Raw genomic sequence first — 23,863 nt, forward strand, 5'->3', positions numbered from 1 at the left:
TCGTCGCTGTCAATCGGCCGCGCACGTCCGTCATGTCGCAGCCCATATTGGCGTCTGCGGCGGATTCACCTAGGTGACGGCGCCCGGCGGATACGGGGTGTGCGGAAGCGGCGCGGTGAGGTTATTTGGCCTCGGCGTCCATTTCCGGTTCGACAGCCGTTTCCGGTTCGACTGCCACCGCTGGTGGTTCAACAGCCACGGCTTTCAGCATCTTTCGTTTCGCCGCGCGGACCTCAATCTGCAGCGGCGGCTGATAGGATTCGCTTGGCGGCACGAAGACGAAGGCATGGTGTCCATCGCCCTTGTTGAGCTTGAGAAGATCGTTGCGGAACTGATCGGCGACGACTTCGCCAACGAGATTGCCGTTGAAGTAGATATCGATCGCGACCCTCTTGTCGGGGTGTTGGTTGTACAGCGCCCAGCCGGAAATCCTTTTTTCGTTGACGACGTCGACATGGCCGGTGATCTCGCCATACAGACTCTCGATGCCGGCCTCGATCACCTCGAGGTCGCTCCTGTAGATCGATCTCGTCACATCGAAGCTGAAATTCGCCGTATCGACGCATTGGTCCAGCAAGCCCTGTCGATGCTCCTTCATCCGTTGCAGCGTGTCCAGTTCGCCCAACTTGACGTACATGCCGACGATACCTTCGATACCAGGATTCATGGTGTCATTCCCCGCAATGCTACCAGCCAATTCGCCCTCGGCTGCTTTCACAATCGATGCCTCCTTGCGGAAAATACTCCGCCAGGACGAGAAGCGCCTCGTTCCGCCAAGGTCTGTCATCAAGACCTTCATGACAGGCCTTCATGACATCCCAATCGTCCTGACTTAAAGTCGGCTCGGCCGAACCCGGCCCAACGACAAGGACAGGGAGAGCGAACCGATGGAGCAGATCCGCGTCTGCACGCATGATGGACCTGGAGCCAAGCCGGTAATCCGGACAGTGCCATGGCCGGAAATCGGCAAAAAGGCGGCCTTGATCAAGGTGGGTGCCTGTGGCGTTTGCGGAACCGATCTGCACATCCTGAAGGGACATTGGCCGAAGCCGTTGCCGTGGCCGTTCACGCTCGGCCATGAGCTCGGCGGCGTGATCGTGGAATGCGGCGCGGAGTTCACCGAGGATTTCATGAGCAAGCCGCTGCAGGTGGGATCGAAGGTGATGATCCCGCCCTTGATGCCGTGCGGCCGCTGCTACTACTGCATCCATTATCCCGAGAGCGCCAACAAATGCCTGACGCCGGTCTATTACGGCCGCTATCTCGGTTTCGACAAGGCGCCGCACATGTGGGGCGGCTGGGCTGAATATGTCTATGTCGATCTCGACATGCTGCCCGGCACCAAGATCTACAAATTGCCCGACGACATGTCGCTGCGGCTCGGCGCGCTCTCCGAGCCTCTGACCTCCTGCATCCGCGCCTTCAACCGCGCCACCCGCGCCGGCGGTTTCAGCTGGGGCGACACGGTGGTGATCCAGGGCTCGGGGCCGATCGGTATCCTCGCGGTCGCCGCCGCGCAGGAAATGGGCGCGGGGCGCGTGATCTGCGTCGGCGCGCCGGAGGCGCCGCGCCTTGCGCTGGCGCGCAAGTTCGGCGCCGAGGCGACCGTCGATATCGAGCAGCTCAAGACGCCGGAGCAGCGCATCGAGGCGGTGCGTGACATCGTCGGCGGTTTCGGCGCCGACCTCGTCATGGACTGCTCGGGCCATCCGACCGCCGGCCCCGAGGGCATCGAGATGCTGCGCGACGGCGGCACCTATGTCGAGATGGGGCAGTTCACCGATGCCGGCTCGATCAACACCTCGTGGCACCGCATCTGCACCAAGGATCTCAACGTGCTCGGCTCCTGGGGCTTTACCGGCAACGACCTGCCGCTCGGCGTCGACATGCTCTACCGCACGCGCAACAAATATCCCTGGCTCGACATGCAGACGATCTATCCGTTCACCGAGGACGGCGTCGCCCGCGCGGTTGCCGACGCAATGGCGATGAAGACGGTGAAGTCGACCATCGTGCCGTGGCCGGAATTGGTCGGGTGAAGCAGATCGCGGATGCTGCAAATCCTGCTGCAGTGCTCCCAAGGATTTGTGTCCAGGGTGCGGCCGATTGGGCCCTGATATCGCTCGCCGGGACGACGGCCCGGCGCTAACATCGGATCATGCATTCGAACCGTGTGCCGCCGAGCGCGACGTTTGCGTGGGGAAACGTGTCCGAGGACTTCGCGCTGTTCAGAACCCTCAGCGCGGAGCAGCGGCTGATCGCCTTTGGCGCAATGACCCGGCGCGACCTCGTGCGCGGCGAGCTGCTGGTCGAGCAGGGCGGCGCCTCCGACGCGCTGTTCCTGGTGCTGCATGGCGCGCTCGCGGTGTACCGAACCAGTCATCCCGAACCGATCGCGGAACTTCGCGCCGGCGAACTGGTCGGCGAGATCGGCTTCTTTGCCAATATCCCGCGCACGGCCAACGTGATTGCGATCCGCGACACCAGCGTGCTGGTGTTGACGCGCGCCGCCTATACGACGCTGGCGCGGGAAACGCCCGAGATCGTCGAGGCGCTGCTGGCTGCGCTCGCGCGGCGGTTTGCCACCGAGACCGCGCGTCTGTTGCCGCTCCGGGCGTCGCCGAAGGCGCGCACTGTCGCGCTGATCCCGGGCGGACGGGAACCGGTGCCTGCCGCCTTTGAGCACAGGTTGCGCGAAGGCCTTGCCGCTGCGGGTGCCGAGATCGTCGACCTCGCGCGGGTCCAGGCGATGTTTCCCGGCCGCGCGCTCGACGCATCCGAGGTCGCCGACTGGCTCAACAGGATCGAGTACGACGCGCCGCTGGTGGCCTATTTCGGTGGTCCCGACGCATCGGAGTGGGCGCGCAAAACCATCCGCCAGGCCGATCTTGTCGTGTTCGCCTGCCGTGGCCATGCGCCGACGCCCGATCTGACCGAGATCGAACGCTTCGCCTGCGCCGTGCATCCGGCGTCGACGCGGCGTCTCGTCCGGGTTCATGACGTCAGGCGCCACGAGGTCAGCGGCACCGCGGCGTGGCTGGCGCGGCTGCCCTGCTTCATGCATCATCACGTCGCGCTCGAGGACCAGCTCGACATCGACAGCCTGGTTCGCTTCCTGTGCGGTCGCGCCGTCGGATTTGTCGCCGGCGGTGGCGGCAGCCTCGGCACCGCGCATGTCGGCGTCTACAAGGCGTTTCGTGAGCGCGGCGCGATGTTCGACATCTTTGTCGGCACCAGCGTCGGCTCGGCGATGGCGGCGGGCTTTGCCAAGAACTACGACGCCGAGCATCTCGAGCGCGGCACGCATGAGATCTTCGTCTCCAGTCGCAGCTTCCGCCGCCCGACCTGGCCGCGCTACGCCTTGCTGGACCACAAGGCGTTCGATGCCGCGCTCGCCGATCAGTACGGCCACAATTGCCGGATCGAGGACTGCTGGCGGCCGTTCGCGGCGGTCGCGACCAATCTGTCGACGCACAGTCTCGAATTGATCCGCACCGGTCTGCTGTGGCACGCGGTGCGGGCGTCGAGCGCCATCCCCGGTCTGCTGCCGCCGTTCTATACAAAGGACGGCTCGATGCTGGTCGACGGATGCCTCGTCGACAACGTTCCGCTGGCGCAGATGCACCAGATGAAGAGCGGACCGAATCTGGTGGTCCATTTCGGCGACCCGGCAACCGAGATGTTCGACGTCGACTATGCCGCGCTGCCGGGGCGGCTAGAGCTGTTTGCGTCGCTACTGACGCCGTTCCGCAAGAAATTGCTTCCGGCCGCGCCGAGCGCCGTCAACGTGCTGTGGCGAAGCCTCGTCGCGCATCAGCGCTATGATACGCTGCCGACCACGCCGCTCGACATGGTGATGCGTCCCCCGACGCCCGACGGCATCGACGTCACCGATTTCGACCGCCATCAGGAAATCTTCGAATCCTCGTACCGCTGGGCCCGCGAGACCATTGCTGCCTCGGAGGCGGCACATAATCCTGCCATTGCGGCCATCGTCGCGTCGGCCAACGAAGCGGACAAGGGATCGGACATGGTCGCCGACGAGGGCGTGGATCGCGCGACAGCGACCGCGCCGGTTTCTGAGCAGGCCCGGGTCGGTTGAGCGGCTTGCGGGCGCCGGCGAAGTCGACCATCGTGCCGGACCGAATCCGGAGAACACGATGCCTTTCGATTTGATCCTGCGCGGCGGACGGGTGATCGACCCGTCGCAGAAACTCGATGCCGTGACCGATGTCGGCTTTGCCGCGGGCAAGGTCGCTGCGCTCGGCCGTGAGTTGCAAGCCGATCCCGCCACCGAGGTCCGCGACGTCTCGGGGCTGATCGTCTCGCCGGGGATCATCGACCTGCACACCCATGTCTATTGGGGCGGCACCTCGCTCGGCATCGATGCGGAGGAGTTTTGCCGCAACTCCGGCGTCACCACCTCGGTCGACACCGGCAGCGCCGGCCCCGGCAACTTTGCCGGCTTCCGCAAGCATGTGATCGAGCCGAGCCAGGTCCGTATCCTCGCCTATCTGCACGTCTCGCACGCCGGCATCTTCGGCTTCTCGGATCGCGTGATGGTCGGCGAGAGCGAGGAGCTGCGGCTGATGAATCCAATCGATGCGGCGCGCGTCGCCGACGAGAACCGCGACCTGATCGTCGGCATCAAGGTGCGGGTCGGCCTGTTCGCCTCGGGCACCTCGGGGCTGGTGCCGCTCGAGATCGCGCTCGAAGTTGCCGAGCAGGTCGGCATGCCCCTGATGGCGCATATCGACCATCCGCCGCCGAGCTATGAGGAGGTGCTCGCGCGCCTGCGTCCGGGCGACGTGCTGACCCATGCGTTCCGTCCGTTCCCCAACACGCCCGCGACCGCGCAGGGCACGGTGAAGAAGGTCGTCCTGGAGGCGCGCGAGCGCGGCGTGCTGTTCGACATCGGCCATGGCAAGGGCTCGTTCGCCTTCAGGACGGCGCGCGCGATGCTCGCCAACGGCTTCTATCCCGACACCATCTCCTCCGACATCCATCAGCTCTGCATCGACGGCCCGGCATTCGACCAGGTGACGACGATGTCGAAATTCCTCTGCATGGGGATGCCGCTGCCGGACGTGATCGCGGCGTCCACCGTCAATGCCGCGATGGCATTGCGGCGGCCCGAGCTCGGCAGCCTCAAGCCGGGCAGCGTCGGCGACGCCACGCTGCTCTTGGTCCGGCAGGGGACGTTCGACTATGTCGATGTGGTCGGCGAGCACCTGACCGGCGATCGCAAGATCGCATCCGAAGGCGTCGTGATCGGCGGACGCTGGTGGCATCCGCGTTAGGATTGATCGCCGCCGCGGGCATCGAGGTGACTGGCATGATCTTCTGGATCGCGGGTGTGGCTGGACTGGCGATCGCCTATCTGCTCGGTTCGACGCCGACGGGGTATCTGGCGGGGAAGCTGCTGAGGGGCATCGATATCCGCCAGCATGGCTCCAAATCCACCGGGGCAACGAACGTATTGCGAACCCTGGGGAAGTGGCCCGCATTGGCGGTGCTCCTTGTCGACGTGCTGAAAGGCGTAGCGGCAATCCTGTTCGCCCGCTGGTTTTATCCCTGGTTGTACACCTTGCCATCCGTCACGCCGCCGGCAGCGCTTGATCCGCAAACCTGCGTGTCCTGGGCTGTCTGCCTGGCCGGGCTTGCCGTGTTGCTAGGGCACGGCCGTTCGATCTGGCTGAATTTCACCGGCGGCAAATCCGCTGCGACCGGGCTCGGCGTGTTGCTGGCGATGTCCTGGCCGGTAGGCCTCGGCGCTGCGGCGGCCTTTGGCGCTGTGGTGGCTGTCTTTCGGATTGTCTCCCTCGGCTCGATGCTGGCGGCATTGACGGCGATCGTCCTCGTCTGCGGCCTGGAGCAACCGTTGCCCTATCGCTTGCTGGTGATCGCAGGCGGCATCTACGTGATCGTGCGCCATCGTGCCAACATTCAGCGGCTGCTGGCCGGCACGGAGGCGCGGCTCGGGCATTGATAAGTGGTTCGGATTTCCTCAGAGAAGGCCGATCGATCAATCCGATGATCCGGCCTCGAGCGCTCCGGAGCGAAGCCGGTACCGGTTCGCGTTAAGAAAACGCGTTTGAACCATGGATATGGAATCCCGTTCCGATTCAATCGGAACGGGGAAGGCTCTAGTCGGCGACGACCGGCCCGAAAGGCTGCCACCGCTCACCGGTGAAGCGCATCATCCGGAACTCCTTCACCACGCGATAGTCGGCGCGGCTGGTATTGATGGCGAGGCCGGGCAACGTCGTCCCTTGCCAAATTTCAACTAGATCAGCGAATGCAGAGCCATGACCGCGGCCTCACGGCTCTCCATCGGAACAAAGAAGCTTACCGAATGCGATGACAAAACATACTTGTCGGCGATGATTCCGTGGCGTTGCAGAATCTGAACCGCCTTGTACGGCAGGTCCGAGGAAATACCGCCGAAGCAAGTGAGGCTCACCGAACTCAGCGTCTCGCGCTGTTTGCGCAGGTCTTTGCTCCGTTCCAGTGTACGCAGCAACGCGTCGAGTGTCTCAGAATCGCAAGTCATCATGATGCGGGTTTTTTCGGCGGTGAAAGCCGAGGCGAGGAGTTGCGGCCAAGGCAAGCCATTTTGCTGGAGATGCTGCGCGAACTTCTCAAAGCCTTGATTGAGGTCCGCCGAATCGATCTCCACATGCTCGATGCGAGCCATCGAGTTGACGGCCAGGACTTTTCCGTTCTCCATGTCTGCGACCTCCTTCATCACTTGCGTGCTGTGTCGCGCGCCGCCCCACTTTCTCAGGACCAAAGGCACGTTTTGGCTGTGGGCCAGCTCCACGCTGCGAAAGTGCAGGACCTTGGCGCCCCAGAAGCACATTTCGGACAGGGATGCGAAATCCAGCTGACGCAAGGGTTTTGCGTCCGCGACGATGCGCGGGTCAGCCGAGCAAACTCCGTCGACCTCCTTGATGATCTCGCAGCACTCCGCCTTGAGCGCCGCAGCCATGGCGACCGCGGTGGTATCGCTGCCACCTCGGCCAAGCGTCGTGATTTCCTTGGTCAGCGGGTTCACGCCCTGAAAGCCCGCCAAAACCACGATGCGTCCACGATCGAGTTCTTCGCGCACGCGAATGGGCCGCACGTCCAGAATGCGTGCGGAGGAATGGGACCCGTCGGTCATGACACCGGCCTGACTGCCGGTAAAGCTGATCGCCGGCACGCCGAGATCAGACAGCGCCATGCTCATCAAGGACATGCTGATGCGCTCGCCGGTGGTCAAGAGCATATCGAGTTCGCGGCGATTGGGGTGCGGGCTGACCTGATAGGCCATCCTGACGAGTTCATCGGTGGTCTTGCCCATCGCTGAAACGATCGCCACGACACGATGACCACGGCCATGCAAATCGGCGACACTGCTCGCGGCCGCGCGGATTCTTGCTGGTGTTTCGAGACAGACGCCTCCGTATTTTTGCACGATGATGGGATTGCTAGGCATTGTTGCCCGCGTCGTGTTGGAAGGCGCAGCTGAACCCGATCAGATCGTTCTCCCCTTCGACGCCTTTGCGGTCTTTGATCGTTTTGCCACGACCCGCACAGCGCCCCGGTCGCGCTTCTTGCGATCCGCTTCCGCGTGCTGAGCTTTCGTCCCGCCGCGGTGAGCGGCGTATTCCTTGCCGTCGATCGGCGCGACATGTGGTGGATCTCGATCGAGATACGGTCGCCCGATTCCAAAATCCGGTCCACGCGCATCGATCCATTTCCAAAGGGCCTCGGTGGAGACCCAACGCTCCGCCCGCGTCGCGCCTCTGACGCTCACGACATCGACGGCAAGCCCGTGGCCATAGCCGCCGCGGAAGCTCCCGCCATGGTATGACTTGTCGGACGCCGCCTTCAGGCCGCTCGCGATCGATTGACGGTAGTCATCGCGGAACGCGCTGGTGATGCCAGGCGCCAACCCGGCCTGCTCCGCCGCGTAGAGCGCGTGAAACAGCTTGAGTTTGAAGCTCCGATCCACCCCTCCAATCACGTAGTCGATCATCGGCATGCCCATTCGCTCCGCCGCCTTCGGATCCTTCCACGTGAAATCGTTATCGACGCGCCTGGTGAACGTCCTGGTGACAGTCACCGTCTTGCGCTTCTTCTTGACGGTCACTTTCCGCTGCTCTTGTACGCTGATGGTGTCTTGCTTCGGCGTCCGCTGGTAGAGCGCCCACAGGTACCGGTCGATGCAGACATCGACGACGAGGCACTCCTCGAAAATATCCAGGGGTCTCGCGGCCTCCTCGGTGTCACCAGACACTGGAGGCGGGCTCGCCGTCGCCGCTTGCACCGGCGATGTTTCGACCGGCAGCGTCTGCGACGAATCCGGCAAGGCAGCCACGACGATTGACTTCGGCTCGCTCGAGGTTGCTGTCGCATCAGGGGGCGTCGCCGGCACCGATTCAACCGCCATCGCCGCATCGGCGTTGGCGACAGCGTTACCCATGACGCCTGCCTGCGGCGGGGCCATCGTGTCGGACGCCGGCCCCGTTAGGGGTTCTGCAGCCATCGCTGCTTCAGCATTCACTTTGCTGACGTTGTCGACTGCCGTGGCCTGTCGCGTATCAGCCAGTTCGGCGTTGGCGGCGAGAGATGGTGCGAGGTCCTCGATGGACACTGCGCCGCTGTTCCCGATGCCGGCAGAGCCGGCAAGCCAGGCAAGGAGCCAACCTGCGAGAACGACCGTCCCGCACAACTCCGGAGTCGCAATTCGCCGCGGGTTCATCACCCCGTAGCCTCCAAAGGCTCGATCCGAGCCCTGTTGCACCGCCCAGCACGCGACGGCATCGATCATTCGGATCAAAATGGAAATGCGCAATGGGCGGAAGCCGTAGGCGCTACGCTTTTCCAGAAAGTGTTGCCCGACCGCAACGCGCGGCCGCGAGCAACCCGGCACGGCGCGTGCTGCTGCGTTCGGTGATTCACCTGCGCTCGAGCTTTGATTCCCATTTTGGGTCAAAAGCCGCCCATAGCGACCGAGCCGGGTGACTTCCGGTTCACCTCGAAGAGCCGACGTTCGCGATCGTCATGCAGACCGTCAGCTATGCGCCAGAGGACTAAACCGCTCGCGCGGTAGGGCGCGACGGCTGGCAGCACGGCTGAGAGGATAGCGCAACGAGGCGTCCTGTCTTGAGATGAGGGGTTCGCAACCTTCACTCAAAACAGGAGCATCCCCATGACCGACGAGGCAGTGAGCCCGCTGCGCCGGCGCATGATCGAAGACATGACGATCCGGAAGTTCGCGCCGAAGACCCAACATGACTATGTGCAACGGGTCAAGAACTTCGCGGCGTTTCTCGGGCGATCACCTGATACGGCGAGTTTTGAGGACGTGCGGCGCTACCAGCTGCATCTGGCATCGAGCGGCGTTGGCGTGCCGACCATCAACCAGACCGTCTCGACGCTGCGGTTCTTCTTCAGGGTCACGCTCAAGCGCCACGAGATCGTCGAGCACACCCACGTCATTCACGAGCCGCGCAAGCTGCCGGTGGTGCTGAGCCCAGAGGAAGTGGCGCGGCTGCTCGATGCGGCACCGGGGCTGAAGTACAAGGCGGCGCTGAGCGTGGCCTACGGCGCCGGCCTGCGCGCCGCCGAGGTGGTCTCGCTCAAGGTCGCCGACATCGACAGCAAGCGGATGATTATCCGCGTCGAGCAGGGCAAGGGCGGCAAGGACCGCAACGTCATGCTGTCGCCGCACCTGCTTGATCTGCTGCGGACCTGGTGGAAGGCGGCGCGGCCGCAGGGCTGGCTGTTCCCCGGCCGCGATCCGGCGCAGCCGATGACCACGCGCCAGCTCAATCGTGCCTGTCATGCCGCCGTGCAGATGGCGGAGATCAACAAGCGCGTGTCGCTGCATACCCTGAGGCACAGCTTCGCCACCCATCTCTTGGAGCAGAACATCGACGTGCGCGTGATCCAGGTGCTGCCCGGTCACGCCAAGCTCGACACCACGGCGCTCTATACCCGGGTCGCCACCAAGACGATCAGCGAAGTGATGAGTCCGCTGGAACACATCGCGATCAAGATGAAGGAGGCTCGGCCACCCGGCTGACGGCGCCCGTGTCCCGCCCGGTTCTGGAGGTTGCGGATATCCTCCGCAGCCATGGTCCGGCGTGGCGCAAGGCCCATGCCGGCCACGTCAGCCTCGACCAGTTGAAGGTGATGTCGGCGATCGAGCGCTGCCGCACGGCAGCCCTCGGCGGCCATGTCGCGCGCTGTGAGAACTGCGCCTACACGACGATCGCCTACAACTCCTGCCGCAACCGGCATTGCCCGAAGTGCCAAGGCGCTGCGGCGAAGCAGTGGCTCGCCGATCGCGAAGCCGAGCTGCTGCCGGTGCCGTATTATCACGTCGTGTTCACGCTGCCGGCTCGGATCGCCGACATCGCCTATCACAACAGGGCTGCCATCTACGACCTGCTGTTCAAGGTCTCGGCCGAGACCATGCTGACGATCGCCGCCGACCCGAAGCATTTAGGGGCCAGGATCGGCATCACGTCGGTGCTGCACACCTGGGGCTCGGCCATGACCCACCACCCCCATGTGCACATGATCGTGCCGGGCGGCGGTATCTCCCTCGATGGTCAGAGCTGGGTACCCTGCCGGCCGGGCTTCTTCCTGCCGGTGCGCGTGCTCTCACGACTGTTCCGGCGCCTGTTCCTGGGTCGCCTTGCTGCCCTCCACCAGGCCGGGCGCCTCAGCTTCTTCGGTAACGACGCTCATCTCGCCGGAGCACAATCATTCGCCGCATTGCTTGCAGCGTCGCGCAAGACGGAATGGGTCGTTTATGCCAAGCGTCCGTTCGGCGGCCCACAGGCCGTGCTGGCCTATCTGTCGCGCTATACACACCGCGTCGCCATCGCCAACAGCCGCCTGATCGCCCTCGACCAGCAAGGCGTCACCTTCAGATGGAAGGATTATCGGGTCGATGGCCGCAATCGTCACAAGCGGATGACGCTCGCCACCTTCGAGTTCATCCGCCGCTTCCTCATCCACGTGTTGCCAAAGGGCTTGCACCGCATCCGCCACTACGGCCTGCTGGCGCGGGGCCCCTGCGCCGACAATATCGCACGCGCGCGCGAACTGCTCGCCGTCAGCGATCGTGAGAATGAGCCCACCGAGACCATCGCCGCCGGCAAGCCGCCGTGCCCATGCTGCGGCGGTCGCATGATCGTCATCGAGGTCTTTGAGCGAGGCGCAACGCCCAGCCATCAACAGACCGCGCCAACCCGCGCCATCAGGATCGATACGTCATGAGCGCGCAACCGTCATTCTGCAAAGCTGCTCGCCATGCCCGCCGCTCATCGACCGGCCACGGCGGAGCGCACCTGAACGCTCATCGGTCGTCGCCCATCCGTCCATCATTGATCGCGTTCGACGCCGCCCACCGCCCATTCAATGATAGCGACAGCGTCGTGCCGACCGCTGCACCGGTTCGAACTCCATCGGCCAGGTCGCCTGCAGAGCTCAAATCCCCATAGAGCCCGCCGCACTTTCCTGCCCACCATGCGCGGTTTCCTTGTATGGGCTTTGTCAAGGGAGGCGTTTAAATAGGCGATAGGTCGGCGCATCTTTTCCTTCGTCAGTTTCTTTGTTCGATCTGAGGCCGTTTCTTCGTCCCGACCCGCACTTCGCTTGCGCTGGCGCGCGCAGAAGCTGTCAAGGTTGGCCGCCGCACGAATCGTACGACAGGCTCCGCCGTTGCCAGGCCACACCTTGACAGCTTCGAGCACGACGGCATCGCTTGGTGCGATCGGGATGACGATCGGAGGGGAGCCCGCTTGCGGGCGCGATCAATCGCGCCACAACCTTGTATCCGGTGGGTCCAAGGACCCCGAACCATGATGCAGTCATGCGCATCGGCAGCGAAGCTCCGAAGCGGCGGACCCATTCTCCCTTTCGGCATCGAAGCCAAGGAAACACGTCGGGACCCCGCCACCTCGAACCGTCATCGGCGACACCGTCACAGGCGGACGGAAGGCCGAAACTGTTGGGGTGTCCTTCCTCCGTTCATGATGCCGGCCGCAGAACGACGCCGTCCGGCACTACGCCCTCCCGCACGAGTCGCCACAGAGCGATCAGGAGCTTGCGCGCCAAGGCCACGATCATGGTCTTGCGCGTCCCGCGGGCATTCTCGGTACGAGTTCGAAACCACTGCGCCAAGACGCTGTCCTTCTGGAATCTGAGAAATCGCCACGCCAATTCGATCATGCCTCGTCTCACTCGGGCATTGCCGGAACGGGTCAGCCCTCTCTCCCGGCGTTTTCTGCCGCTTTCGTCAGGCGAGCCAGTGAGGCCGGCATAACGCGCTATCGCCCTTCGGTCGCGCATGCTTCGCGATAGTACCTCCTGCACCAGCATGTCGCCGGTCTCGACACCAACCCCGATTACCCGCGCCAACAGGCGCTCCATTGCGTGTGGTCCATCACTGGGCGTTTGCTTGAGACGCTCCAGGCGAGCCTCCTCGATCTGCCGTATCTGATCGCTGACGAGCCGCCGGCGCGCCATGTCGCGACGCAGCTCAGCCAGGGTGTTGGGCGGGATCGGCTCTCCTTCGGGGGTGCGCAAGCCGTCAAGGCGTTCGGCGGCTTTCTTCAGCTTGGGATTGAAGCCGCGGATGCCGAGCCGTATCAACGCTGCTTTCATTCGGTTGACGATCCGACTTTGCTCTCCGACAAGGCTCTCGCGCTCACGGGTGGGGCGCTTGGCATCTTCGTCCTTGATTGTCGGGATCGCGACCATCTTGCAGTGATCACGCTCGCCCCGCAACCAGCCGAGAAAAGAGCGTTTCAGCAGTTCGGTGTCGAGACGATCGGTCTTGGCGCGCCGGTGCTCGCGCGATACCGCTATGCTCGATGCGTGAATGACATGCGCCTCGATGTCGCGCACCCTGAGCCAGCGGGCCAGCCAGAAACCGTCACGGCCGGCCTCGAAAGCGACCGCGATGCGTTCGATGCGGTGTCCTGCCTTCCGCGCCTCTTCTCGCCAGCGATTGAGCAGCTTCAGCAAGGCGTTCTCGTCGACCTCAAGCTTCTTCGACGGCTGGCGCTCGACACCAGGCACAATCCCCGCAACGAGCCAGCTCGACAGGCTCATCTCGATCACAGCGATCAGCGTACCGTCCGGTTTGAGGGGTGTGAGGGATCGGCTCAGGTCGTTCAACTTCTGCATGGGGTGCTCCATCGGTTCACATCAGCGCCGATGAATGCCATATCCTCACCGTCCTCACCGCCGCCGCCCGCACCATAGCATCTCCCTTGGAGGCTTTCGGACGCCGGCCGCCCGAATGTGCCGCGCCGTCAATCATGCGGCCGGCATCCGAAACCCTTCACAAAACCGGAAGTGCTCGCATTCACCCCATTTCTAAAAATTGCCTTACCTCCTCGAGAAATTGGGCCATTCCGGGATCGTTTTCCAACAGTACGTGATTTTTGCCAGGGAGAGATACAAACCTCGAACCAGGAATAGCTGCGGCTAGGCGGCGGCCTTCTTCTATGGGCTGCATAATTTCTTCTCGGGCATGTAAGACGAGCGTGGGTACAGAAACTTCGGGCAATAGCTCAGTAATGTCGAAATTGCTCACTGTCTCGTAGTAGCGAACAGCGTTCTCTGGCGAGGTAGATTTTCGCTGCATGATGTTGAAGGCGGCTGCCTGTTCAACGGTCGCTGTCGGAGCGAGCTGTGATGTCAGCAATTGTCTGAAAGTTGGCTCATCTGAATTCCAACCCACTCGTATTAACGTTCTAGTGGCATTGTAGCGATCGAGGTCTGCTTCGGTCACGGATGGCCGCTTGCAGCGTCCGGTAGCGAAACCTCCATAGAGGATCAACTTTGATACACGGTTTGGGTAGCGGTTTGCGAAAGCCACACTGACCGCGCAGCCTTGTGAATAGCCGAAGAGTGGAAAACGTTCCAACCCGGACGCATCAACAACAGCTTTTAGATCAATCACCCAAGCATCAAGCGACATTTCACTTACGTCCCAATCGGACAAGCCGCTTCCTCGTGCGTCGTAACGAACAAGAGTGTTTCGCCTCGCAAGCTCTACCAGCATGTGGCGGTAAATTGGCAATTCCCAATCGAGCTCCAGATGGCTAAGCCAGTTTGCGGTTTTTACCAAAGGCGGCCCGGTCCCAACTCGCGAGTAAGCCAGTCGCACACCGTCAATTGATCTACAATATTGTACCTGCTGGGCCGAGGGGACGCTCCGACTAGCGTCGACCGCCTCGTTAAGTACGGCAAAATAGATGTCCACCGGTCGCTCAATATTTTTCAGTTTTTGCAGACCCCGCGACGCAAAAGAGACATCGATCTTGCGATCCACCTGATCATAGACGACAGCTGATACGCAAATTCCACCAGGGTCACAAATACCTTCCAATCGCGCGGCGATGTTTACACCGTCCCCGAAAATGTCGTTGTCATCAAATATGATGTCACCAACGTGGATGCCTATACGAAATTCGATACGCCGATCCTGTGGCCCATTAGGATTATGCTCAGCCATGCTACGTTGGATTTCAACTGCACTGCGGATCGCATCGACTGAGCTGCCAAACTCAACCAACATACCGTCGCCGGTCGTCTTGACGATACGGCCTCGGTGAGAAGCTATAGACGGATCAACGATCACTTTTCTGACGGTCTTTAAGCCGGCGAGCGTCCCTTCCTCGTCAATTCCCATCAGGCGGCTGTACCCAGCAACATCCGCCGCCAGCACGGCCGCCAGCCGTCGTTCCATCCGTTCGCCCGTCAAGGACTTGCTCCCAGATTGGTGATTTCGGCATCAAAGCATATTGGGTTGGCGTCGGGCTAGGTCCCATATCGGCTGTGGGTCAAAAGCCGTCCACGGCGGCCGAGCCAAGGGACTTCCGGTTACTCTCGAAGAGCCGGTGGTCATGCAGACCGTCAGCTTAGGGGCCAAAAGCCGACTTCATCGACTTTCCCCGGCAGATCTAAGGCAGCATCGCCCCGTCCGGCCAAACTAGGGCAGCTATAATGTGAAACGCGGATCGGCTGAGAGCGCCGATCGGGCGACGTAGTCGAGTTCGCCCCGTGCAATCCCGATATCCATCAACTCTCTGTCGCTCAGATCGTCCAGCGCAGCACGCAGCCTCTCGCGTTTGCGCCACTCACGAAATGCATTCCAATATGCCTCGAGGGGACTGTAAAACTGCCGCCTTGCCGTTGCTGGTCCAAACTCACTGGTTCCGTGGATGGTGCTCATTGGAATGTCCAGGTTGGTCTATTTCTGCCAAGCGAGATTGCGGGCACATCCCCTGGCGCGCTTAACAGTTGGCTTACATTTCCCTTACGGGCAGCTTATTCTTGGGGTTTCAGAGGTGGCCGCGAGAGGGAATGCAGCTTGCGTTTTCTTTTTGAGGATTACGCATTGGATACCGACAGGCGCGAACTGCAGCGCGCAACGGAAGAGGTCGTTGTCGCACCCCAAGTATTCGACCTGATTGAATACCTGATCCGGAACAGGGAGCGCGTCGTCAGCAAAGACGACCTCGTCGGCGCCGTTTGGAAGGGTCGCGTCGTCTCGGATGCCGCGCTAACGACTCGCCTGAACGCCGCCCGAAGCGCAATCGGCGACACGGGCGAGAAACAGCACTTGATCAAAACATTGCCGCGCAAAGGTTTCCGCTTCGTTGGCGCAGTGAAGGAAGACCGGAGGCCCGCAAATGAGACGATTGGCCCAATTGAGCGAACCGGCGAAGCGCCGCCGCGCCTATCCATCGTCGTGCTACCCTTCGCGAACCTGAGCGGTGATCGTGAGCAGGACTATTTCGCGGACGGTATAACCGAGAGTCTGACCACGGACCTGTCGCGCATCGGTGGTTCATTCGTAATGGCACAGAACAGCGCCGTCTCATACAAGGGCAGAGCTGTCGATGTCCGCCAAGTCGGCCGCGAATTGAATGTTCGCTACGTGCTCGAAGGCTCAGTGCAACGCAGCGGCAAGCGACTTCGGATGAATGTTCAGCTGATCGATGCCAGGAGCGGCCAGCATCTTTGGGCCGATCGCTTCGAGAAGCCTGTCGTCGACCTGTTCGATATGCAGGACGAAATCGTGTCGAGGCTCGCCGGTGCATTAGGTGCCCAGCTCATCGAGGCTGAGGCGCGACGAGCCGAGCGTACGCTGCATCCCGATGCGATGGACTTGTACTTCCAGGGCCGGGCCTGGTTCATGAAGGGGATTAGCCTTGAATGCGTGACGCAAGCGCGGGGCTTCTTCGAACGCTCGCTGGAGTTCGATCCCGGCAACGTCGAAGCAATGATTGGTCTGGCAAATGTTGATACGGTAGTTGGAGGTAGCTTTACGACGGATGATGGGCCCGCGCGGCTTGCGGCGGCCGAGGCGATGATGAACAAGGTATTGTCGATTAGGCCGAACAGTGCCTCAGCCCACATGGCTCGGGGTTGGGTCCAGACCTTTACGAACCGGGCCGCCCAAGGCATCCGTGAGTTCGAACATGCGTTGGCGCTGGCTCCGAATTTGGTCCACGCTCATGCTGCCCTTGGTTTCGCCAAATCCTACATAGGTCGCGCTACCGAGACCGAAGGTCATATACTCGAAGCTTTACGGCTCTCTCCTCGCGACGTTTTCGCTTACCAGTGGGCGTGTTTTGCGGGCGTGGCCAAGCTACTGCTTGGTTCAGACGTCGAAGCCGTCAGTTGGCTGCGACGAAGCACCGAGGCGAACCGTAACTTTCATCTCGCTCATATATCGCTCGCCGCTGCCTTGGCCTTGACCGGCGCGCTCGATGAGGCGCGAACTGCTGCGAGAACGGGACTTGCGCTCAACTCAGGTTTCACCATTCGTCGCTTGCTCGCAGCTCAACAAAGCGACAATCCAATTTACCTTGCCGGGCTGCAGCGCTTGTGTGAAGGCTGGCGCCTCGCTGGCGTGCCGGAAGGGTGATGAGCGCTTCGGGCCGACTTCGGTGCTTTACTGCCCTGCGTCGGCTTTGGGTCAAAGTGCGACATCTGGGCCTCCGGGGCCGGTATCAGTTGTACTCTCGTATCCGGACATCTCCGCGATGGCCCGGAGGTCAGGAACGATGACAGAAGCCGACATCTGAGCTGGCCTTCGGCACGTCTGCGTTGGTTGGCTGGACAATCGAACTACCCACCAAGCGAACGGAAACTCAATTCCTAGTTGCTTTCGAGCTCCTGTAGTCGACAACGGAGTTCGTTGTCGACAGTTGCTGCATAACGGCTGTCACTTTGATACCAGTCGGGAGCAAAGTCGGTGCATCGTAGTCTCATCTCGATCGCCTTGTGGCTATTCTTCTGCATGTCTACTGCAAGGCTGCTTCGAGAAAACGGACTGGAATAGGACGAGCTATCCTTTCGCGTGTGGGAGCGCGCGCTGAACGAGGATAAGACGACGACGCACATGCAAGAGGCGTTTGCGCGATTTCGGAATATTGGAAATGTATCCCTGAGTTGCCCGACGTGTCAAGTTGCCTTGTCGAACGCCGGCAGCCGCCAGCTCCTTTGCATGGGGTTGTTTTCGATATTTTGGCCGCGCGCAGCTGCGGCGGTCGCTTGGGGGCGAAGGGGGTCTGCGGACAAGCCGATTGCTTATTCGGTCTTGTCGACGTTCCAGAACACCGGCGGCGCCGGGCCTTCCAGCACGCCGGCGAGCGATTTGCGCCAGGCGCTCGGCAAGCGGAACTGGCCGAGCGGGATATAGATCACCTGCTCGTAGGCTTGCTTTTGAATCTCGACCGCGACCTTCTTCTGCTCTTCAGGGGAGGTGGCGCGCGCATAGGCGTCGCGCATCTGCTCGAGCTTGGCGTCTTCGGGCCAGCCGAACCACGCCCGCTTGCCGTTGGCGGCGATCTGGTTGTTGACGATCGGGTTCATCACCTCGGTCGCGCCAGTGAAGGTGAAGAACAGGTTCCAGCCGCCTTCCTTGGGCGGCTTCTGGCTGGCGCGGCGGCTCACTACGGTCTGCCAGTCCGTCACCTGCGCGTCGACGTTGAAGCCGGCCGCGCGCAACAGCTGCGCCGCGACCGTCGGCGGCCCCTTCAGCGTCTGCACGTCGCCGGGGATCATGATCACGACGGGCGTGCCGTCATAGCCCGAGGCGGCGAGCGCCTTCTTCGCCTCGGCCATGCCGTTGCCCTTGATCAGCGTCTCGGCGCCGGCGTCGCTGGCGAGCGGCGTGTCGCAGGCGAAATAGGAGCCGCAGATCTCGTAATATTTCGCGTTGCCGACGGTGGCGTCGAGCACGTCCTTCTGGTTCATCGCCAGGAATGCGGCGCGGCGGACCTTGGCGTTGTCGAATGGCGGGTGCAGGAAATTCATCCGGCCCTCGATCTGGAAGCCGAACTTGTTCAGCACGGCCACGGTGAGGTCGGAGTTCGCCTCGAGCACCGGCAGCAGGTCGACCGACGGCTGTTCCAGGAAGTCGATCTCGCCGGATTGCAGCGCGTTGATCGCGGTCTGCGCGTCGGGCATCGTGACCCATTCGACGCGATCGACCTTCGCGACCTTGCCGCCCGACAGCCAATCCGGCTTGTCCTTGCGCGGCACGTAGTCGGCGTTGCGCTCATAGACCGCTTTCACGCCCGGCTGGAATTCCGCGCTCACGAACTTGAACGGCCCGCAACCGATCTGCTCGGCGATCTGCTTGCCCGGCGGCGTCTCCGCGAGCCGCTTCGGCATCATGAAGGCGACGTAGGAGGAGGGCTTTGCCAGCGACTCCAGCACGAGGCCGTACGGCTCCTTGAGCTTGAGCACGATCGTCTTCGGCCCGCTCGCCTCGAGGGAAGCGGTGAATTCGGCCAGCTTCTGCGCCATGCCGTCGACGGCGGTCCAGCGCTTCAGCGAGGCGATGCAGTCCTCCGCGGTGACGGGCGCGCCGTCATGCCATTTCAGGCCGTCGCGCAGCGTGAAGGTGTAGGTGAGCTTGTCGTCCGAGATCGTCCAGTCCGCCATTTGCGGGCGGACCTTGAAGCTCGAATCGATGCCGAGCAGCGTGTCGTAGACCATGTAGCCATGGTCGCGGGTGATGTAGGCGGTGGTGAAACCGGGATCGATGATGCGCAGGTCCGAATGCATCACGGCGGTGATGGTCTTGCCCTTGCTCGCGGCAAGGGCGCGCGATGACAGGACGGCTGGCGGTACGCCGGCCGCAAGCTTGAGGAGCGTTCTGCGCGAAACTTCGACCATTCGCCGTCTCCCGATCTGCCCTTGCGCCGGCATGCTTCACCAATCCGTTGTTGAAAGCAAGCAAGAGCCGCGCCATCGCGTTCGGTCCGGTTGCGAGGTTGCAAAGCCGTGTGCGCTCACTGCTTGAGCACGTCGCCGAGCAGGCGCTGGTTCCGGGCTTCGCCGCGCTCAGCACGTCCCGACGAGGTTGAGGAGGACTTAACCGGCTGCTGACACTTGTATCGCCTGGGTTAGCCGGGGTTGGACACCTTTCCGGTAGCTTGTTTGATGAGTGTTCGGCGGTCGAACCGCCGCGTCCCTTTGAGAGGCAAGACGTTGAGAGGCAAGACGCCATGCGCCGCGGTCTGCTCGTTCTTCTCGTGTTCATCGGCGTGGCGGTGTCCGGTCAGGACGTACGCGCCGCGGAGTTCGGCACGCGATACAGCTACCAGCAGCTGCAGGACCTGACCGAGAAGGGGCCCAAGGGCGAAGCCCTCGCGCTAGGCTATGTGAGCCTCACGCACTCCTTCATCCTGCCCTACAAGATGACTGGCTACTATGCCCTGATGGTCAAGGGCTCCGGCAAAGACCTCAACGGCCGCCCGCTCAACGTTTACCACGAGCTCTCGCAGGAGAAGATCGAGCAGATGCAGCGTGCCGGCGCGCTGCCCAATCCGCTTCCCCCTTACCGGCGCACGATCTTCGAATACATGTTCGGCTACGTGTTGTGGTGGTGCATTCCGGCGGCGCTGCTCGTCATCGGGATGTTCTCGATGCTTGGGATCGGCTCCGGCAAACGCGGTCAGGCCTGACCGATCTGGTTGGCGGCCTCGTCGCGGCGGGTCGCGAGCGCGCCCCAAAGCAAATGCCGCGCGCCGCCGCCGGCACCGCACAAGTCCGCATCCTGCATAGGAGCCTGCGCTTCCTGCCGCACCTCGCAGGCTGTTCGGACCCCGATCCGCCGTGTAGGCTCGCGATCTGCCGGCCAGCAATCAATAAGGCCACATCCCGCAAATCCTAAGGGAACAAGCAGTCGAGGGAGACCGAAAGAACCGTCATGACCGATATCCGATACGTAGCACCGCGCACGCTTGACGAAGCGATTGGCGCATTTGCTGCCGCCGGGAGTGCCGCCCGCATTATGGCAGGGGGCACCGACTTATTGGTGCAAATGCGCTCCGGCCTGGTGCGGCCGGGACTGATCGTCGACATCAAGAAGATCGGCGAGATGACCGAAATCAGCGAAACCGCCGATGGCGGTTTCCGTGTGGGTGCCGCCGTCTCCGGCATGGAGCTCGCCGAGCATGCGCGCTTTGGCAAGGTGTGGCCCGGCGTGCTCGAGGCCGTGAACCTGATCGGCTCCAAGCAGGTGCAAGGCCGCGCTTCCGCCGGCGGCAATCTCTGCAACGGCTCACCGGCCGGCGACAGCGTGCCGGCGATGATTGCGGCGGGTGCCGTCGTCACCGTGCAGGGTCCGAACGGCCGGCGGGACATGAAGGTTGAGGATGTGCCGGCCGGACCTGGCCGTACCAACCTCAAGCCGGGCGAGATCCTGGTCAGCTTCACCTTGCCGCCGCGGCCGAAAGGCTCGGGTGACGCGTACCTGCGGATGATCCCGCGCACCGAGATGGACATCGCGGTGGTCGGCATCGGCGTCAGCCTGACCTTGAAGGATGGCGTCTGTACCGCGGCCCGCGTCGGCCTCGGCGCGGTGGCGCCGACCGCGCTGCTGGTTGAGCCTGCGGCGAAGGCGCTGACCGGCTCGAAGCTCGACGATGCCGCGCTCGAAGCCGCCGCTGCCGCATGCCGCGCCGCCTGCCGTCCGATCGACGACAAGCGCGGCACCATCGCCTACCGGATCAAAACCGCCGGCGTGCTGCTCAAGCGCACCGCCGCGATCGCCGCACAGCGCGCGGGAGGACTCTAGCACCATGGCGAAACTGCACGTCACCACCTCAGTCAACGGCGAGCCGGTCGAATTCCTGTGCGAGCCCTACGAGACCATGCTCGACGCGCTGCGCGGGCAACTGGGGCTCACCGGCTCGAAGGAGGGCTGCGCGTCCGGCGATTGCGGCGCCTGCTCGATCACGCTCGACGGCCGCCTGGTCTGCTCCTGCCTGATGCTCGCGGCCGAGGCCGAGGGCCACGAGATCGGGACCATCGAGGGCATGGCCAGAGGCGAGAAGCTGCATCCGTTGCAGCAGAAGTTCCTCGAGCACGCCGCGCTTCAGTGCGGCATCTGCACCTCGGGCATGCTGGTCGCCTCCGAGGCGCTGCTCGCCAGGAATTCAAACCCGACCGAAGAGGAAGTCCGCTTCTGGCTCGCCGGCAATCTCTGCCGGTGCACCGGTTACGACAAGATCGTCCGCGCGGTGATGGAGACCGCGGCTGAAATGCGGGAGGCTCGCCCATGAACGTCGTCAACAACAAATGGATCGGCCAGCGCACCATCCGGCCCGATGGCGTCGACAAGGTGACCGGCCGCGCGGCGTTTGCCGCCGACACCACCATGCCCGGCATGATCTGGGGCAAGGTGCTGCGCAGCCCGCATCCGCACGCCCGCATCAGGTCGATCAACACCGCCAAGGCCGAGGCGCTGCCCGGCGTCAAGGCGGTGGTCACCGCGCGCGACATCGTCGACTTCACGATCGAGAAGGGCGCCGTCATGCTCGGCATCCAGGACATGCGCTGGATGTGCCGCAACGTGATGGCGCGCGACAAGGCGCTGTTCCCCGGCCATCCCGTCGCCGCCGTCGCCGCGACCACGGAGGCGATCGCGACCGAGGCCTGCAAGCTGATCGAGGTCGACTACGAGGTGCTGCCCTGGGCGATCGAGATCGACGACGCGCTGAAGGCTGATGCGCCGATCCTGCACGAGTTCAACAAATTCGACGGCAAGCCCTCGAACATCATGGGCCGCCTCGAATCCAAGAAGGGCGACATCGCGCAGGGCTTCAAGGATGCTGAAGTCATCATCGAGCGTTCCTTCACCACACGCCCGGTGCATCAGGGCTATATCGAGCCGCATGCCTGCCTGATCTCGGTTGCGGCCGACGGCAAGACCACGATCTGGTCGTCGAGCCAGGGCCAATTCATGGTGCGCGCGATGACCTCGATGCTGACCGGCATCCCGCAGAGCGACATCCGCGCCATCCCCGCCGAGATCGGCGGCGGTTTTGGCGGCAAGACCATCGTCTATCTCGAGCCGCTCGCCACCCTGCTCGCCAAAAAATCCGGCCGCCCGGTGAAGATGGTGATGACCCGCGAGGAGGTGATGCGCGCCACCGGGCCGACCTCGGGCTCGAAGAGCACGGTGAAGATCGGCGCGAAGAAGGACGGCACCATCGTCGCCGCCCATGGCAGCTTCTATCTGCAGGCCGGCGCCTTCCCGGGCTCGCCGATCCGCGGTGCGGTCGGGTGCAGCTTCGCGCCCTATGACATCCCGCATGTGCTGTCGGAGGGGTTCGACGTCTGCTCCAACCGCTCCAAGGTCGCGGCCTATCGCGCGCCCGGCGCGCCGATCGGCGCTTATGCGGTGGAGTGCGTGCTCGACGAGCTTGCCGAGGCGCTCAAGATGGACCCCTTGGCGCTGCGGCTGAAGAACGCGGCGAAGGAAGGCACCAAGGCGGCGCACGGCCCGGTGTTCCCACGCATCGGCTATATCGAGACGCTGGAAGCCGCCAGGAACCATCCGCATTATGCCGCGCCGCTCGGCAAGCTGCAGGGCAGGGGCGTCGCCTCCGGCTTCTGGTTCAATGCCGGCGGTGAATCCTCCGCGCAGGTCAACATCACCGAGGACGGCAACGTCGTCGTCACGACAGGGCACCCCGATATCGGCGGCTCGCGCGCCGGCATCGCCAATATCTGCGCCGAGTTGCTCGGCATCGACTACAAGCGCGTCTCCGTCATCATCGGCGACACCCAGACGGTCGGATTCTCCAACCTCACCGGCGGCAGCCGCGTGCTGTTCGCCTCCTCGATGGTGGTGACGCAGGCCGCCGACAAGGTGATCGCGACCTTGCGCGAGCGCGCGGCGAAGGTCTGGGAGATCGACCCTGAAGCCGTGAAGTGGGAGAACGGCGCCGCGCATCCGGTGAGCCCGAATGCCGGCCAGTTCGAACCGCTGACGCTCGCCGACCTCGCCGAGAAGGCGCCGTCGCAGGGCGGTCCGATCGGCGCCAGCGTGCAGCTCAACACCCAGGGCGCCGAGGGCGGCTTCGGCACCCATATCTGCGACGTCGAGGTCGATGTCGATCTCGGCATCGTCCGCGTCGTTCGCTACACCGCCGTGCAGGATGTCGGCCGCGCCGTGCATCCGAGCTATGTCGAGGGCCAGCTGCAGGGCGGCGTCGCGCAGGGCATCGGCTGGGCGCTGAACGAGGAGTATATCTACAACAAGGACGGCAAGGTCGATAATCCCGGCTTCCTCGATTATCGCATGCCGGTCTGCTCCGACCTGCCGATGCTCGACTGCGCGCTGGTCGAGGTGCCGAACCCGAAGCATCCGCAGGGCGTCAAGGGCGTCGGCGAGGTGCCGCTGGTGCCTGTGATGGCCGCGGTCGCCAACGCCGTCCACAACGCGCTCGGCAAACGCTTCTACAGCCTGCCGATGTCGCCGCCGAAGGTGTCGGAGGCGCTGGACGCACCGACGCAGCAGGCCGCGGAGTAGGGA

At 63.2% G+C, this 23,863-nt stretch carries 18 protein-coding genes; 11 read left to right on the forward strand and 7 right to left on the reverse strand.

Annotated elements, in window-relative coordinates; translation table 11 throughout:
• Window positions 1-121: 121 nt before the first annotated feature.
• Complete coding sequence (locus tag J2R76_RS02845; RefSeq protein WP_143271051.1) at window positions 122-799, reverse strand: hypothetical protein; 678 nt, start codon at window positions 797-799, stop codon at window positions 122-124.
• Window positions 800-887: 88 nt separating this feature from the next.
• Between J2R76_RS02845 and J2R76_RS02850 the strand changes: the two genes are divergently transcribed.
• The 4 genes from J2R76_RS02850 to plsY all read left to right on the forward strand — a co-directional run bounded on the left by J2R76_RS02850 (window position 888) and on the right by plsY (window position 5,989).
• Complete coding sequence (locus tag J2R76_RS02850; RefSeq protein WP_076830128.1) at window positions 888-2,039, forward strand: zinc-binding dehydrogenase; 1,152 nt, start codon at window positions 888-890, stop codon at window positions 2,037-2,039.
• A 167-nt stretch (window positions 2,040-2,206) separates the two neighbouring features.
• The gene (locus tag J2R76_RS02855; protein WP_253623744.1) at window positions 2,207-4,102 is read left to right on the forward strand and encodes a patatin-like phospholipase family protein; all 1,896 of its coding nucleotides are present in this window, start codon (window positions 2,207-2,209) and stop codon (window positions 4,100-4,102) included.
• Between the two features lie 58 nt (window positions 4,103-4,160).
• Complete coding sequence (locus J2R76_RS02860; RefSeq protein ID WP_076830122.1) at window positions 4,161-5,300, forward strand: amidohydrolase/deacetylase family metallohydrolase; 1,140 nt, start codon at window positions 4,161-4,163, stop codon at window positions 5,298-5,300.
• A 35-nt stretch (window positions 5,301-5,335) separates the two neighbouring features.
• Complete coding sequence (plsY, locus tag J2R76_RS02865) at window positions 5,336-5,989, forward strand: glycerol-3-phosphate 1-O-acyltransferase PlsY (protein WP_076830239.1); 654 nt, start codon at window positions 5,336-5,338, stop codon at window positions 5,987-5,989.
• 297 nt (window positions 5,990-6,286) lie between these two features.
• Here the strand turns inward: plsY and J2R76_RS02870 are convergent, their stop codons facing one another.
• Window positions 6,287-7,480, reverse strand: coding sequence for an aspartate kinase (locus J2R76_RS02870; protein WP_076831683.1), 1,194 nt, complete (start codon window positions 7,478-7,480; stop codon window positions 6,287-6,289).
• Window positions 7,481-7,519: 39 nt separating this feature from the next.
• Window positions 7,520-8,818 (reverse strand): peptidase M15, encoded by a 1,299-nt coding sequence (locus tag J2R76_RS02875; RefSeq protein WP_244558926.1) that lies wholly within the window; start codon window positions 8,816-8,818, stop codon window positions 7,520-7,522.
• A gap of 381 nt (window positions 8,819-9,199) precedes the next feature.
• On the opposite strand from J2R76_RS02875, the gene J2R76_RS02880 reads away from it, so the two are divergent.
• Together J2R76_RS02880 and J2R76_RS02885 are read left to right on the forward strand one after the other, a co-directional pair.
• A complete protein-coding gene (locus J2R76_RS02880; protein WP_194295397.1) occupies window positions 9,200-10,075 on the forward strand; it encodes a site-specific integrase in 876 nt (291 codons plus the stop codon).
• An 8-nt stretch (window positions 10,076-10,083) separates the two neighbouring features.
• Window positions 10,084-11,280, forward strand: coding sequence for an IS91 family transposase (locus tag J2R76_RS02885; RefSeq protein ID WP_076831677.1), 1,197 nt, complete (start codon window positions 10,084-10,086; stop codon window positions 11,278-11,280).
• Between the two features lie 753 nt (window positions 11,281-12,033).
• Here J2R76_RS02885 and J2R76_RS02890 read toward each other — a convergent pair.
• The 3 genes from J2R76_RS02890 to J2R76_RS02900 all read right to left on the reverse strand — a co-directional run bounded on the left by J2R76_RS02890 (window position 12,034) and on the right by J2R76_RS02900 (window position 15,250).
• The gene (locus J2R76_RS02890) at window positions 12,034-13,194 is read right to left on the reverse strand and encodes an IS110 family transposase (protein WP_083715145.1); all 1,161 of its coding nucleotides are present in this window, start codon (window positions 13,192-13,194) and stop codon (window positions 12,034-12,036) included.
• A gap of 181 nt (window positions 13,195-13,375) precedes the next feature.
• Window positions 13,376-14,779, reverse strand: coding sequence for an alpha/beta fold hydrolase (locus tag J2R76_RS02895; protein WP_307720402.1), 1,404 nt, complete (start codon window positions 14,777-14,779; stop codon window positions 13,376-13,378).
• A 237-nt stretch (window positions 14,780-15,016) separates the two neighbouring features.
• Window positions 15,017-15,250: a DUF1127 domain-containing protein gene (locus J2R76_RS02900; protein WP_076831674.1), complete on the reverse strand. Its 234-nt coding sequence runs from the start codon at window positions 15,248-15,250 to the stop codon at window positions 15,017-15,019.
• A 138-nt stretch (window positions 15,251-15,388) separates the two neighbouring features.
• On the opposite strand from J2R76_RS02900, the gene J2R76_RS02905 reads away from it, so the two are divergent.
• Window positions 15,389-16,951, forward strand: coding sequence for a winged helix-turn-helix domain-containing protein (locus tag J2R76_RS02905; RefSeq protein ID WP_057017589.1), 1,563 nt, complete (start codon window positions 15,389-15,391; stop codon window positions 16,949-16,951).
• 665 nt (window positions 16,952-17,616) lie between these two features.
• On the opposite strand, the gene J2R76_RS02910 is transcribed toward J2R76_RS02905, so the two are convergent.
• Complete coding sequence (locus tag J2R76_RS02910) at window positions 17,617-19,212, reverse strand: ABC transporter substrate-binding protein (protein WP_076831671.1); 1,596 nt, start codon at window positions 19,210-19,212, stop codon at window positions 17,617-17,619.
• 332 nt (window positions 19,213-19,544) lie between these two features.
• On the opposite strand from J2R76_RS02910, the gene J2R76_RS02915 reads away from it, so the two are divergent.
• The 4 genes from J2R76_RS02915 (at window position 19,545) to J2R76_RS02930 (ending at window position 23,860) form a co-directional block, all read left to right on the forward strand.
• On the forward strand, window positions 19,545-20,003 hold the full coding sequence (locus J2R76_RS02915; RefSeq protein ID WP_076831669.1) for a hypothetical protein: 459 nt from the start codon (window positions 19,545-19,547) through the stop codon (window positions 20,001-20,003).
• 254 nt (window positions 20,004-20,257) lie between these two features.
• Window positions 20,258-21,118 (forward strand): xanthine dehydrogenase family protein subunit M, encoded by an 861-nt coding sequence (locus tag J2R76_RS02920; RefSeq protein ID WP_076831740.1) that lies wholly within the window; start codon window positions 20,258-20,260, stop codon window positions 21,116-21,118.
• Window positions 21,119-21,122: 4 nt separating this feature from the next.
• Entirely contained in the window at window positions 21,123-21,605 is a 483-nt protein-coding gene (locus J2R76_RS02925) for a (2Fe-2S)-binding protein (protein ID WP_057017586.1), read from the forward strand.
• Complete coding sequence (locus J2R76_RS02930; protein WP_076831666.1) at window positions 21,602-23,860, forward strand: xanthine dehydrogenase family protein molybdopterin-binding subunit; 2,259 nt, start codon at window positions 21,602-21,604, stop codon at window positions 23,858-23,860. The genes J2R76_RS02925 and J2R76_RS02930 overlap by 4 nt, the downstream gene beginning before the upstream one ends.
• Window positions 23,861-23,863 lie beyond the last annotated feature (3 nt).

Source organism: Bradyrhizobium sp. USDA 4532 (assembly GCF_024171315.1).
Taxonomy (GTDB): domain Bacteria; phylum Pseudomonadota; class Alphaproteobacteria; order Rhizobiales; family Xanthobacteraceae; genus Bradyrhizobium; species Bradyrhizobium australafricanum.